Source organism: Mucilaginibacter phenanthrenivorans (assembly GCF_024721155.1).
Classification (GTDB): Bacteria; Bacteroidota; Bacteroidia; order Sphingobacteriales; family Sphingobacteriaceae; genus Mucilaginibacter; species Mucilaginibacter phenanthrenivorans.
In genome coordinates, this window is sequence record NZ_JAHVAP010000006.1 from 261,029 (window position 1) to 274,870 (window position 13,842).

Here is a 13,842-nt window from a genome sequence, read left to right on the forward strand (position 1 = left end):
TAAATTGTAAGTGAATAGTGTGAAAGCATTTTATGGTTAGTGCGACCAGCTAAAGCGGTTTCCGTAGAACTGGGTGATGACGCCGGAGGCGTTGGGGTACGGGAATGAGCCGTCATGACCCTTTTCCTTGAACTCGGTGTCAGTGAGCGAGGTTATATCGGTTGAGGAAACAGTGCCGCCGCTATCGGTGGTAACAAGGGTGGTTTCGTCGTTGGTGAACTTCCAGGTGCCGGACACGGTGCTTGTGCCACCCGTATTACTGGCTGATGTGGAGGAATAGGTCAGGTCAGCCTTGTAGGTGGTGCGGATTGTGGTTTGGAACGTGGTGAGCGGAACGGAAACCCACGTGCCGTCCTGCTCTTTGAGCTCAAAGGCGCTTATCTTCCACGCGGCGCTGGTCAGGAGTTCTGTGTTGGTTTTCTTCTTCGGAGTGGGAGTTGTAGTGCTTTTGGAACAGGAATAAACAAGGGTGACAAGGCATACGGCAACGGCGTACAGGAACAGGTGTTGGAGAGGTTTTTTCATAATATACGGTTTTTAAGTGTTTGAAATAACATTAGTAGTCGAATACACGAATATATGAAAAGTTATCATATATGATAACTACATCTGCATAAAATAATTGGAAATTTCCCCACACATGAAAGTGAGGGAAAAAGCGGATGATATGTTCTTGCAGGCTCTGGGGAACCGCATCGCCTCGATACGGAAAGAAAAGCACATCACCCAGGTCGAACTGAGTTATCGGTGTGATATTGAGAAGACGAACATGCGGCGGATAGAGGCAGGCAATACCAACCCGACCGTGCTCATGCTGAAGAAGATCGCACTTGGCTTGGGAATCAGCCTCGCGGAACTGCTGGATTTTACTACTCCCTAAAAAGCGATCCTGATTAAAAAAACGCCAGTATTCTGGCGTTGTTGTAAATTACCCCTGACTGAATAAGTCACCTTGCACTCCATTGCTCATTAACGGTGATTTAACTAGCTCAAACGGTGTATTAAATCTGTTTTGCTTCGCCTCGGGATCTTTCGGGCGCAGCCAAATGTGGCTTTCGTTAGAGTCGCTAAATTCCCTATAGAATGGTAGGTGATAGCCGTCCTGTAACACGGTAAATAATCGGTATCCCTTGAAGAACGAATTTCGCAGAGTATCGATGTGGCAGACCTCCCCAGTGAGAGAATTGAGGAGCATGTTTACCACCGTCATTTTGCAGCAGACCTCGTCAATGTCCGCGCCATAGAACTTGAGGTGTCGATTGATCTTTGCTGCCGCAAGTAGCATTCTGCCTGAACCGCAGGCCGGGTCGTACGCGGCCTTGCCCGCCTCCAATGATCCGACGCCTGTTGTTATTGCCAAAAGGTCGCAAATGGGATACGGCGTGAAGAACTGGCCGTTCTTTCCCTTGGAAATTTCTGATTCGTATAGTGCTCCTATGGGATCACGGAAACCCTCCGATAGCTCGCCGATTTCGGCATACAATTCGAGAAGCTTGTCTTTCTTGGGATGGCTCCGCAGTTGGTTTACCGCCTTTATCCGTCCGTCTTCCGTGTCGTGCCACTTAAAGGATACAAGGAAGAAGTCGAGCATGTCTGAAAATGCGGAGGCGTGGTTCTGCCCGTGGGCAAACTGTTCAAAGAGCGAGGTGAGTTTAGTGTTGCTATTCATGCGCTGTTTTTGCAGCAGTATCTCATGAAATCTTAAAAGAAACCTAAACTGTATCTAAAGGGACGTTTTTAGTATCTTTGCAATTCATAGCACGCGTTCTTGCGTGCATTGTGATAAGGTTTAGGTTAAAGCCCCCAAGCAGCGAGTGTAAGGGGGCTTTGTTTTACAAAAACGCTTAGTTTATACCTTAGCAAGTCCATACAGAGAGATGCTCAATGTCACGTATTCATATCATATCTCGAAGTTCATTAGTTCGGAGAATGTCATGCCCAGCGCCTTCGACAGCGCAATAAGATCCACTGCGGGCACGTCAAAGTTACCATCTTCCAGTCGTTTAATATATTTAATAGGTTTGCCAATGGCCTCTCCAAGCTGCAATTGCGTTAGCGCCTTTTCTTTTCTAACTTCTTCGATGCGCAATCCAAGTTTGTGCAATAATATTTTGTTGGGAATCATCGGGCGAAGCTATTGTTTTGGGATAAAAAAGCAGGCATTGGTATACATATTTACACCAAAAACATGGCGTAACCATAAATGCGTATTTCCCGTACAAAGAATTGGTGCTAGCACTTATAATAATTGTGTCTAAAATACAGACCTTAATTGTTTGGAACTATTTTATAAACACCTTTTTTTAAACTGAATTATTTTTTTATTTTTGCAAATTTTTTTACTATCATGTGTTGGTTTTATAAAAACTAAATTATAATATTGCATAACAATGTAAATTATTAATAAACAATTTTATAACACCGACCTTTCACGAATTAAACAAAATCAAAATGGCAAGTTCAATAACAGAAAGAGTTATTACTGAATCAGATTTAGTAATCGACAATAGCACTAACGCGGCTTTAAGTTATTATGACAGAGCTAATGATTTAATAAAACGCACACACGTTGCGATGGGAAGGACTATAAAAATTCAAACTACTACTATAGCCTCAACCATAAACGCAAATGTCATCACAACCAGCCACGCCAGCACGCGCTAAATTAAAAACCGCCTTAGATTGGTCCAACTTTATTTCTTCAGGACCTAAAACTGGTGCGGATTTGTATACTGTTAGGCAACAATGCTATTTAGACATAGAGAAATACAGGAAAAGACCGCTTATTGTTTACGCCAGTAATTTTACCACATCTTTAGCTCAGTTTGTTGGCAACGGAAATTCTATTCTTTTGGACGACGTAGACGGTTTTACTGATGTTCTAATGAATATAGATTCGTCGGTACGTGAAATAGATATTATTATTCATAGCCCCGGAGGTAGTCCAGACGCAACAGAGCGTATAGTTTCGGTTTTGCGAAATAAATTCGATAAAGTTCACTTTTTAATCCCTCATTCAGCATATTCTGCCGCGACTATGTTGGCACTTTCTGGAGATTCAATTACATTGCACCCCAGTGCAACATTAGGCCCAATTGATCCTCAGTTAAATGGTATACCGGCGAGATCAATTATTAGGGGCTTTGAAAATGTAAAAGAAGCTATAAAACGGGAAGGCCCAGAAGCGTTACCTGCGTATATACCATTAATTGAAAAGTACACTTTAGCACAACTGGAACAGTGCAATGACGCAGCTGCATTGTCTAAGGAGTTAGTAAGAACATGGCTTAATGAGTATATGTTTAATGGAACTGGTGAGCCGTCCACTATTGAGCACGCGGTTGAGTATTTTTCTAATTATGATGAGCACAAAATACATTCAAGGCCGTTACTTTTCGAAAAAATAAGTGGCTTTGGATTAGCCATTTCACAAAGCGATTCTGAATTAAGCGACCTCTTATGGGAATCTAATATTACTATTAACGGAAGTTTATCTATGATGCCTTTTTCCAAACTTTATGAGAATACTCATGGAATATCTTTTGGAAGACAGTTTAACATACCTCAACAACAAGGATCGGCGACAACACCCACAACACCACAGGCAGAAATTTAAATCTTATTTGTTTCCGTTTACCAGATCTTGCTGCGACTGCTAACAAGTTGCCAAAAGAAGCACTTTCGTGCTTCACTTTTTGGTCGTTTAGCTTCAATTAACTAATAATTGGTAAATGGTAATTCTCGTTGGCCCAACTTTTTATTCGAAAGTTTTTCAAACTGCTTCCGGTCATTAGGTATATTCTATATTAGCTGATATATCCAGATTGCTATATGACCCAATTAAATGAAACATGATTGCCAGCCGGATTGCTGACCGTTACTGCTTCCGCTGCACGGCTTTGGCGATGCTCTGCAAAATATCACTCTTGCTTGGGCCGTCCTTGTCATACTGCACCTTTACCCGATAGCCTTTCATCACCATGTGGGTTTCCTGCTTCGGCTGGGCATCGAGCACCGTACTCAATCCGTCCGGGGATACGTAATGGACTTTAACCTGTTCCTCTTTCGAAAGTATCTCCTCCAGTAAAGTTTCAACCCTTACTAGCTTCTTGGCATTGTTTGAACACAGCACCACTTTTCCATAGCCAGCCCGCAGGCATTTTTGAATGTTGCGTACTTCATACTCGGCGCTGTTTGATACCGAAATCTCAACGGCAATTGCAGTATCGTCCTTTTCCAGCAGCACGTCCACCATCCCTGCGCCGTCGGGTGTTGGCACCTCAAGCTGCGCCCTGTATCCATGCCCCTCGGCAAGGGCCTTTACAAATGCCTGTAAATAGCGGTGCTCCCGAACCACCGTAGTGGGTGGTTCGGATTCCATTTGTGCCGATTCGGGCACTGGCTGTTCGATTGGGGGAGCCTCCTTTGGCTCTTGCCTCGGCTCCGGCTGCACAATTGGCGCGCTCTCCTGTTCAGCTATAACGGGAGCGCTATACAGTGACCGGGAATGCGCCACGATTGCCTCGCGGTGGGAATGACCAAGCGAAGTTTGGTCTGCTTGAATATCCAAATTAAAATCGCTGCTAGCGGCATTGACCCGCGTGATAGCCTCGCCCACCGCAAGGTTTTGCAGGTCGGCTGCGGTGAAGCGGGCGAAGCCCTCTCCCAGCCGCTTCGCGTCGGTGTCACCGAGCCTGAAGCAGATGCGCGTGCCCGCGTTTGAAAGCACGCTGCCCGCTATTTCGGTGTCCTGCGTTGACACCTGCTGCATGTCCTGGTGCGACAGTACTAGCCCCAGCCCGTATTTTCGCGTTCCCGAAAGGATTTCCGCCATCGAGGGCGTGGCGAAGTGATGGAATTCGTCGATGTAGCAGAAAAACGGCACGCGTGCCTCCCGTTCCTGCGCCTGCCGTGCCATCGCAATCTGCTGCAGCTTCGAGACGATGAACGCGCCCAATAGATAGCTGTTTTCCGCGCCCAGGAGTCCCTGCGAAAGCTTCACGAGCACTATTTTTCCCGTATCCATTAGGTGCGCAAAGTCAACGCAGGTTGTTTGGCATACCATATTGCGGATGATTCTCGGGCGCAGGAATGCGTCAAGGCGGGTAAGTATCGAGCCGATGGACGTGCCCTTGAGCAGGGGAAACTCACGAGTCCAATAGTATGCAATGTCGGGATCGGTGACTGTCGAGAGAATACTGGTGCGATAGGACTGTTCAATCAGGAAGCGCCGCAGGTCTCCCAAATGAAATTGCCTGCTGTTGTACACGAATGCCAGTATGGCGTTTGCAAGCACGCTGTTCATCTGGTCTCCCCATGAGGTACTGAAGCGCCGAAAGAGCGCCGCCAAGTCGGACGCCAGCAGTTCCTTTTCAAGGTCAGAATGCGCGGTGAGGATGTTAAGCGCGACCGGAAACTGTGAATCACTCGGATCAATCAGCACCACGTCCTTGATGCGGTGCGCCGGAATGCTGTGCAGGATATCCTCGATCAGGTCGCCATGCGGATCCAGGCACATCAGGCCAGTATCCCCATAAATGTCCTGCACGATGAGGTTTTTGAGTAGGGTTGATTTCCCGGTGCCGGTTGCTCCTATCATATGGACATGGCGCAACCGTTGGTCGGTTGAAATCGATACCGCGTGCTCACTGCCCTGGTGGGCATTCGTTCCCAGGATGTACGGGTGCCCCGTGAGCGTGGCAGGCGCGGGTGCGGTTGCACGCCTTTCAGGATGCAGTTTTTCAGACCGCACCACTGGAATATGCGCAATGGCTGCAAGTTCGGCAACGTTCAGCAGCATGCCGACCCGATGACTCTGACGAAACAAGATGTCTTGCATACGGTCGTCAAGTGTATACGTCTCATCCTGAAGAATGCCCAGGCTGTTAAAAGGCGAATGGCTGGCGTAAGACACTGCAAGCGCCCCGTCTTTCAACACGTTAAACGCTTCGTCAATGGTGCGGCCCAGGCCAAGTGCCCGCACCGACACTGCGCACAGCGGCTTTGCCGCTTTCGCGGTTGCAAGCCCGGGCATTTCGGGGGCGTCGAGAAAAAAAGACCCCTTTCCCGTTGCGCCGGTGACGGACGCGACCATGTGTGCGCCCCAGGGCGAACGCGCGCCAGTGAACAATACCTGCACGGCAATAGCTTCATCTCCCGTCAGCCGGTCGATGAGCGCAATGAGCGGCGTGTAGCAGTCCGGTTCGGGCAAGGACATTGCAATGGGTCGCATGAATTCCTCGTCAAGCCCAAAATCCGTCACGGCAAACGCGCCCGCAACGCGCAGCGCGTACTGCACCATGTCAACCGGGGCGTTTTGTACAGAGAGTTCCGGAAAGAACGCGGAAAGCTGGGTGCGGCAGTATTCCTCGTCCGACTCCCGCACCGTCAACTGTATTGCCATCTCGTCTGCGGTGCCGATCAGTTCGAAGCTTATCGGACGTCCCCGGCAGGAAAGCATCACAAGCAGTTGCTCCATGCGGGCGGCATGCTGCTTGAACGTTACGGGTATCGAAAGGGACAGGATGGAGAGCTCGTCTGAACCCTGGTATGGACGCGCAATGCGTTGCGGCACTTTTGGAGGCTGCGCCACGTCCGGTGGCGGCATCACCAGGCTTGCCAGCCTCTGCCACCAAGGCTCCCGCTTACCATCATCGATGATGGCAAGCGGCCGGATATAGTGGCCGCGAAACGGCCGAAACGGCGGCTCAAGCTCGCAGGGAAAATCCGCAATCGCCCAGCCACGGCCCTGTCGCTCCCAGTCGTAGAACTGGGTGGTGAGGATGTCTGACGGGACCTGCATTACGCCGTTGCTGCACTATCCAGTTCCCGCAGCCCCTGCTCGCTCTCAATCTGCCGGATCCTGGTCTTTATGAGCGACACGATGCTGCTTGAAAATATCTCGGCAGAATCTATTTGGTAGAAGCTCTGGCGGTCGCCGCCGGTGATCCAGGCGACGAACCTCTCCCATTCGGACTTCTCCTCTTTCAGCCACCAACTGATGAAGAAATTTCTGCCAAAGGGCGCAGCGCAGACGTAGTACCGGTACCGGTGGTACCGGATTTCAAGGTAGTCGCGTTTGGTTGAAAACCAGCCCCGGTCGGAAAAGTACGTGAGACCGTGGTCGACTTGGGGAAACTCGGCTTTTTGGATGGCGTCTTGAAGTTCGCGGTAGAAGTCCTGGGCGGAAAGCTGCACGTCTCGGAAATGGTGGAAACTGTGCACGAATACGGCGGGTTTACTCATGGCGATAATTGGTTAAGGTGTTTTTTACCATAAATGTCGGAAGCGTCAGGGTAAGTTTCAAGGGTGTTTTAACCCATTGTGCACCGTTTTTTCACCCCCGCCAAACACGCAATCCAATCTATCATTTCCAAAAAAACAAAAAGAGAAAAAAGAAATCTTTACACCCGGCGCGGGAACGCACCGCAAGAAGCAACGGATTAAATGGCTGCGTGGGTTTTGGCCAAGCGGGTTTATGCCGGAATTTCTTGTGGGGCGTTTAGGGCGGGCTGTGTGAGCCGGGTATCTTTGATGAATTTATCTTCTTGTTCAAAAAACACTCACAAATTAAAACACAAATGAATAAACAAATAAAATATAATTTATTATTAATTAATAATAGAATTAACACATATACATATAGATGTATATACACTTTATTGTACACTTTCAAAAGCGAATAAAGTTTGCAATGGGTTTAATATTTGAATAAAGTATGTGTATTAATCAAATACGAAAATAATATTTGGAAATACAAGTAATTATTTTAAACTTTGTTGGATGAAGTTAAAATTCTTAGAAATAGACACTAATAAGAGCAAACCGAAGGCAACGATCCATGTTACAGGGAAGTTGGGATTTAATATGGAGGCTATTGAGTTTATGAAGTTAGAGAACAAGAGTTCGTATCTATTAGCAACTGATGAAGAAAAGAGTGACGTGTTCTACCTACTAGAGACGGACAATGATAAGAAAGCGGCAAAAGTTGCAAAGGCAGGAAACTACTACTACTTAAATGTAGCAGATGCGTTTGAAGTAATGAAATATGACTATAAGACCTTTACAATAATGTTCGACATAACAAAGGATGAATATGAGGGTAAAGACTTATATGTATTTACAAAGAAACGCGAGATAAAGCGTAAGGAGAAAAGTGATGATATTTTATAAAGGAGGAGGAGTATAAATAAGAATAGACTGTTACTACCAATAACAGCCTATTCAATAAATTACTTAGTGAGAGTAATTTTCCTGCCGGCTATACAACCAAAGCAGTTTTTGATTTCTTAGAATTACACAAAGTTATTAAAGTTACTTTAATTCGCAAATTGAATTAAGATTGCATTAACGACCTATACTCACCCGAGGAATTGCCATTCATTCCGGACATCACCAAGATGGCTAACAATCAAAATTTCATAGAAAATGGGATACAAGATAACGCATGTACGGCTATCATCGGGTGGCTATGCAGAAGAACATATTACCGATGTGAAAGGGGTCGGCGACAGTGGAGGTTCATTCACAGAAACCGTGGCTCAGGTAGTCTCATATTTAAAAATGGACATGAAGTATTACGTGTCTATTCGGGGCTATACCATTACTGTAATCCATCAGAAAAGCAGTTCTGGGAAAGAGTACATACGGACGAAACCGGACAGTACCACTACTGACAACCTACTAAGCCTGGACAGATTCTAGGCCAATTCCCCTTGACAACGTTTATTGTCAAGGGGGTTTTTGATATTTAACACATTAATAATTACAAAAATAATTTTACGTTATGGCAAATGAAGTATATAAACCAGGAGATGAAGTACCGTTATCAGGTATTTACAAAGTAATTCATGACACTGTTCACAAAGAAGAACACGAGGTAACGGCCGTTATCGGTGAGCACTTTCCCCCGTGCAATCATTGTGGAGCACATCCACGTTTTACATTAGTACGAGCAGCTCATCACATTTCTACTCACAAAAATTTTAAGAAATAGTCTTTTGATGAGAACATCTGATTCAAGAGTATGCTAATTAGTTACTTGAATTGGCTTATTCACACATCTTGTACAAAACGCCAAGCCGATCACTTGGCGTTTTGCAGTTTAACGCTATTGCCGCTCTTGACATCCAAAGTCTGTACAATAAGAATTGTACTTTTGTTCCCATGGGCGTTGGATTATCAAGAATAGAAAAGAACCTTGTAATAGTAGAGGCGACGAAATCCATTTTAGGATCGTATTACAAGTTATTTCGGCCAACTGACGATGCCATGTCATTGTTTCGCTACGAGGGGGAAAATGTGCGCACTGACAATTCATCCGGCTTTAAAGGGTATACCGAACAAATCCTAACCGACTTCACGGCAAACGTTCCACGACTATCCAAGAAAAAACGCACCGTTGTCCTCCAATGCTTCGAGAACTTGATGCAGACGATGTATGAGTTGTACATCCCGCAGCACGGCGATGGCACCGCCACCGATACCAATTGGGGTGATCGTGCCGCTGTCTATCACGCTTTAGATGACGACACCATAGACATCGACACGTTCCGCCGGGAGTTCCTTGATACCTTTTTGTGGAAGTTACTGTAAAAACCAGCATAAAAAATCATAAACTATTGTATATAAGGTAAATAAGTGCGTATATTTAGCAAACCGCACTTATCATGAAAAGAATTCTCATAGGAATGCTGCTGTTACTCGGGACTGCACACGCCCAAGACACTGTTAGCATTCATCACACCCGCTTTACCACTACCTTTGACAAGAACCTCCATTATCCCGTATTAGTGCATTGGATCGTGACCTCAAATGACGTGTGCAAACCGCATACCCCGCGCCGGGTGGAACGTTCTGATTCTTATTTTAGGTCGGACCCGCTCCTGGCCGACTATACCAGGCTGCGCAACATTTACGAAAATAATGCCGGAGGCTACCAGCGGGGTCACAACATGGACGCTGCCGACAACAGCTGCAATTTGCAGCAAATGAAGGAGTGCCACTACTTCTCCAACATCACGCCCCAGACCTTGGAATTGAATGAACACACCTGGGGCGATCTCGAAGACCACACTCGGCACATGGTCGAGCTCTACGGAACGGTGGAAGTGTGGTGCGGAAGCTTCGGGCACAAGGATACGATGGGCCCGGTTGCCGTGCCTGATTCGTGCTGGAAGATCATCAGATACAATCACACCATTGAAGCGTACATGTTCCCCAATACTCACGATGTCGATCACAATCACTATGACTTCTACCAGGCGCGGGTGTCCGACATCAGGACGGCCACACACTTGAAGTTAAACGGAATATGACATCGGGTGGATTAAATTCATCAAGCGAAAGGTTCAGCGAGCCGCCGAAGACAACGCGGAGTGTTGTCGCGAGCGGAGCAGCAAGTCCAGACAGAGGGAGCAGCGCGACTGACTGGAATGTCTGGACACGAACTACCGATAGCAGTGTGGCATGTAAGGCGGTGGATAGCGCTCGGGCATATGGCACGCGCTTTAGGTAGTGAAGCTTGTTGCGACAGAGCAGGCGAGCCATGCAAGAAAAGCGATTGTCTTTTGCAGTGCAGAAGCGAACGCGAGGCGCTGCAAAAGACAAGGGAAGCTTTTATGATGAGCGACCTTGCTTCGACAAAAGGAATGACAGGTTCAGCCCGCGGAGCGGATTAGAGCTGATCTGTATTTATATGTGCTTGGAAAGCTTATATAAATACAGATGAAAACCTGGCGATACTTTTTGTGAAGCTTGGGAGAGAAGAATGCCTTATTTCCTGCCCTTAGATTCACAATAAAAGTATAGTTTAACCGAGAACCCCAAAAAGATAAAACCCTAAAAACAAAGAGACTTTAACAAGCTATGAATGATTTATACGAAAAGTTTTTTATGATTTTTTGAGATGGAACTTTAGTATTTGACAAATTATACCACTAGTGTATAATGGTAAAAATTTACAAATATGTGTGAGTTGTGATGATTGGGGGGTATTTTTAAAATAATCTAGGATAATCCGTAATCGTCACAATTCAGACGTATTATGGAAAAACTAGCGAAAAAAATGCTCCTTAGCCTAACGTATACAGCATTTATTGTTAATGCAACGGCAATCATCCAAAATGTATATCTTTTATTGCAAAATAAGTCTTTTACATGTAGATTTATGTTGTGGCTGATAATCAGTACTATTTACTGTCTATACAACATTGGAAGAACAATCAAATACTACAGCAAAATCCAAAAAAACTTCTAAAAGAAGTTTTTTTACTAATGCTCGTTTAAAGCTACTTGGACAAATCGGCACTGGTTTATTTATAACTATTGTTGGCGGTCTGGCTTTGGATAAACTTTCCTGTAAAAAAACACCTGATCAGAATATACAATCGAGTACTTCTAAAATTTCAAAAGTAAAAGACGATCACTCTAACAATGTCCAAAATATCTACAATGGAACTGTTAATATAAATAATAGAGATACTGACGCTAAAAGGAGATTAAATGTCCCAGTAATTTCACAGATACCTTTGAGAGTTATAACAAATTATTCAGAATTAAATTCAGTGATTTCGAAAAATCTGAATGCGATCCTAAAGAACAACACGAAAGATACGGTAAAGTTGATGTTTACCTATCCGCCAGGTGCTTCTAACGAGTCCAATGGATCAGCAGAATATTTACCTGGTAAATTAACGGTGTATAGTAGTTGCGGCCAAATAATTATAGAAAAATGCCATTTGCCGTGGGTTCCTGAATTGCGTGAAGACGTGGTAAAAGCTCAAGTAAGAAGAAATATAGACTCCCTTGTCATTGGCGAGATCGGATATATATGTAAAAAACTGAAAGAATGCCTAAATCAATACTCTTCATATCGCTAAATATATTTTTTGCAACGTATTTAATCAGTACGACTTTCGGTCAAGGTAAAAATGACGATTCAAAGAACATTAAGATTGCATCTGGAAAAAATATTCTTTTTGATATTGATAATGAAAATTATGAATATCTCGCTTCAGCTATAGAGCGTGATTTATTAGGTCTTAATGTTGCGGGCAACCCAAATGCCAAAATGTTCCATACTGTAGTGGGCTTAAATTTTTTATTAGCCGGATATAGTGAAAGTGAACGAATTGTGGTAAAAGGCGAACTGTTCGATAAAAATGACCATTCTGACGAAAAGATACAACCATCAAAACAGTCTCTAGCTATCTACAATTCGGTACTTGAGCAGATAAAGAATGTTCAATATTTTTTGCTAGTAAAAATCAATTCGCTAAACAACGGCAGTTTAGGGATTGAGTTTACGCTTTATCAAATGTTTGATAGTGGTGTCTTTGATTTCAAAAAACTCAATCCACTCAAGCATAGAGCAATCTCGTTTTCCATCGATCCCAAGAACGATGACTATCAGTCAATCATTCGGATGAATTTACATCAGGTGATTTTTGAGGCGAATACCCCACCCAAGCCCTATATTTTATACCATAATAAACCTATTAAAGATTCAATTTATGTTCCAATTGGAAACATAGAACTTGCGGGTGCTGCAGATGCCCCAGATACCTCTCCTGGTAGTTTAAAGTTACAATGGCATTTACTTTGCGAAGAGTGTCCCAATAATGACGTTACTGCATTTGCACAAACGGTTAATTTTAATGTAGAAGAATTGCACAGGTATCACGTTAAGTTGACTGTAACTGATGGTCAGGATACTGCAGATACAACTTGTTTAATAATTGCATCAGAAAGGCCACAATTGGATTTATTTTTACAACTTGGTAACGATTTCTCCAAGTCGAGGATTCGACTTTATACATATCAAAAAAAGTTCGTTCCAAATGACGACTCTCATTTTTTTAATATTTTTTTACCTATATCAAGACATACAACAATCGATGTCGATAAAAATTGGGTTAATCTGGTTAACAATATCCAGGTTGTTAGTTCACTATCACATTTAAATTTTTCAGTAACGCATTATGACACAACCAATATGCGGTATAGTATTGGGGAGATACAGATTCCGATTATTGGTCGTTTTGATTTTTTTCAGCAGCAGATACCGTCTACGGTGTTCATTTTTCGAAATGACTCAACCCATACTTACGTGGGGCCACACCCTGAATTTTATAATAAATTCAGTCTTTTCGGCAAACTAGATGCCTTGGACAATATACCTATCCCGTCAACAACGCACTTTGTTTTAAAGACGTACGACAACAATAATAGTGCAGATTATAATTTTGATTTGCAATTCCGGAGAAAAAATAGAATAAGTCCATTTTTGAACTACTCAGGGATAAATTTTAACGGCGACAAAGGCACTTCCATTAATTTAATAGGAATCGGAGTCGATTATCTAATCGTTAAAGGCATCTCTGTAGAAGGTTCCTTTGGAAGTGCAACCACTAAATCGTTTAGCTCCCCAGTAAAACCTTACTATAAGTTGGACGCGAACGTAAACATGCTCAATTTCGAAAATGCTCTGCAGTTTTCTTTTGATTTTTCAAATTTATGTAGAGAAACGTATCATTTTCCAGCCCCTAATTCCAACGAGCCAATTACACCGGGAGGTTACCACCTACGTTTTGGGTTCGGCGGACTGCTAAGAATTTTTCCGTCTGATGCAAAATATTTTCCATTTTCATTCGATGTATTTTACAGTGTTTATCCTAATGGCTACGAGCTATCTAATTTTTCTGAATATGGATTGAGGACGAGCTTCTACTTTGCAAAATAACATCCACACATTGCTAAACCAAAAACGAGAATACTCAGAAAATACAATTCCTGATAAAGTAAGCGCGGGATTGGGTATTTATTTCAGTTTACAGTTAACGG

The 13,842-nt window shown here is 44.1% G+C and carries 15 protein-coding genes; 10 read left to right on the top strand and 5 right to left on the bottom strand.

All coding sequences use genetic code 11. The annotated features are described in order from the left end of the window. Window positions 1-36 precede the first annotated feature (36 nt). Window positions 37-525: a lipocalin family protein gene (locus tag KXD93_RS16620; protein WP_258138400.1), complete on the bottom strand. Its 489-nt coding sequence runs from the start codon at window positions 523-525 to the stop codon at window positions 37-39. Between the two features lie 115 nt (window positions 526-640). On the opposite strand from KXD93_RS16620, the gene KXD93_RS16625 reads away from it, so the two are divergent. Continuing rightward, on the top strand, window positions 641-880 hold the full coding sequence (locus KXD93_RS16625) for a helix-turn-helix domain-containing protein (RefSeq protein WP_258138401.1): 240 nt from the start codon (window positions 641-643) through the stop codon (window positions 878-880). A 48-nt stretch (window positions 881-928) separates the two neighbouring features. Here the strand turns inward: KXD93_RS16625 and KXD93_RS16630 are convergent, their stop codons facing one another. Both KXD93_RS16630 and KXD93_RS16635 read right to left on the bottom strand, forming a co-directional pair. Next, window positions 929-1,669: an N-6 DNA methylase gene (locus KXD93_RS16630; RefSeq protein ID WP_258138402.1), complete on the bottom strand. Its 741-nt coding sequence runs from the start codon at window positions 1,667-1,669 to the stop codon at window positions 929-931. A gap of 231 nt (window positions 1,670-1,900) precedes the next feature. Further along, complete coding sequence (locus KXD93_RS16635) at window positions 1,901-2,125, bottom strand: helix-turn-helix domain-containing protein (RefSeq protein ID WP_258138403.1); 225 nt, start codon at window positions 2,123-2,125, stop codon at window positions 1,901-1,903. Window positions 2,126-2,451: 326 nt separating this feature from the next. Between KXD93_RS16635 and KXD93_RS16640 the strand changes: the two genes are divergently transcribed. Together KXD93_RS16640 and KXD93_RS16645 are read left to right on the top strand one after the other, a co-directional pair. Then, complete coding sequence (locus tag KXD93_RS16640; RefSeq protein ID WP_258138405.1) at window positions 2,452-2,664, top strand: hypothetical protein; 213 nt, start codon at window positions 2,452-2,454, stop codon at window positions 2,662-2,664. Then, entirely contained in the window at window positions 2,630-3,616 is a 987-nt protein-coding gene (locus KXD93_RS16645) for an SDH family Clp fold serine proteinase (RefSeq protein WP_258138406.1), read from the top strand. The genes KXD93_RS16640 and KXD93_RS16645 overlap by 35 nt, the downstream gene beginning before the upstream one ends. A gap of 261 nt (window positions 3,617-3,877) precedes the next feature. Here the strand turns inward: KXD93_RS16645 and KXD93_RS16650 are convergent, their stop codons facing one another. Together KXD93_RS16650 and KXD93_RS16655 are read right to left on the bottom strand one after the other, a co-directional pair. After that, a complete protein-coding gene (locus KXD93_RS16650; protein WP_258138407.1) occupies window positions 3,878-6,802 on the bottom strand; it encodes a type IV secretory system conjugative DNA transfer family protein in 2,925 nt (974 codons plus the stop codon). Continuing rightward, window positions 6,802-7,245: a hypothetical protein gene (locus KXD93_RS16655; RefSeq protein WP_258138408.1), complete on the bottom strand. Its 444-nt coding sequence runs from the start codon at window positions 7,243-7,245 to the stop codon at window positions 6,802-6,804. The genes KXD93_RS16650 and KXD93_RS16655 overlap by 1 nt, the downstream gene beginning before the upstream one ends. A 537-nt stretch (window positions 7,246-7,782) precedes the next feature. Between KXD93_RS16655 and KXD93_RS16660 the strand changes: the two genes are divergently transcribed. The 7 genes from KXD93_RS16660 to KXD93_RS16685 all read left to right on the top strand — a co-directional run bounded on the left by KXD93_RS16660 (window position 7,783) and on the right by KXD93_RS16685 (window position 13,741). Beyond that, on the top strand, window positions 7,783-8,172 hold the full coding sequence (locus KXD93_RS16660; RefSeq protein ID WP_258138409.1) for a hypothetical protein: 390 nt from the start codon (window positions 7,783-7,785) through the stop codon (window positions 8,170-8,172). Window positions 8,173-8,427: 255 nt separating this feature from the next. Beyond that, a complete protein-coding gene (locus KXD93_RS30635; protein ID WP_373417362.1) occupies window positions 8,428-8,703 on the top strand; it encodes a DUF3892 domain-containing protein in 276 nt (91 codons plus the stop codon). Window positions 8,704-9,045: 342 nt separating this feature from the next. After that, complete coding sequence (locus tag KXD93_RS16665) at window positions 9,046-9,594, top strand: hypothetical protein (protein WP_258138410.1); 549 nt, start codon at window positions 9,046-9,048, stop codon at window positions 9,592-9,594. Between the two features lie 74 nt (window positions 9,595-9,668). Further along, window positions 9,669-10,316, top strand: coding sequence for a DNA/RNA non-specific endonuclease (locus tag KXD93_RS16670; RefSeq protein ID WP_258138412.1), 648 nt, complete (start codon window positions 9,669-9,671; stop codon window positions 10,314-10,316). A 117-nt stretch (window positions 10,317-10,433) separates the two neighbouring features. Continuing rightward, complete coding sequence (locus KXD93_RS16675) at window positions 10,434-10,679, top strand: hypothetical protein (RefSeq protein ID WP_258138413.1); 246 nt, start codon at window positions 10,434-10,436, stop codon at window positions 10,677-10,679. 531 nt (window positions 10,680-11,210) lie between these two features. Further along, window positions 11,211-11,879: a hypothetical protein gene (locus tag KXD93_RS16680; protein WP_258138414.1), complete on the top strand. Its 669-nt coding sequence runs from the start codon at window positions 11,211-11,213 to the stop codon at window positions 11,877-11,879. Next, a complete protein-coding gene (locus KXD93_RS16685) occupies window positions 11,849-13,741 on the top strand; it encodes a hypothetical protein (protein WP_258138415.1) in 1,893 nt (630 codons plus the stop codon). Before KXD93_RS16680 ends, KXD93_RS16685 begins: the two co-directional genes overlap by 31 nt. Window positions 13,742-13,842: the final 101 nt, after the last annotated feature.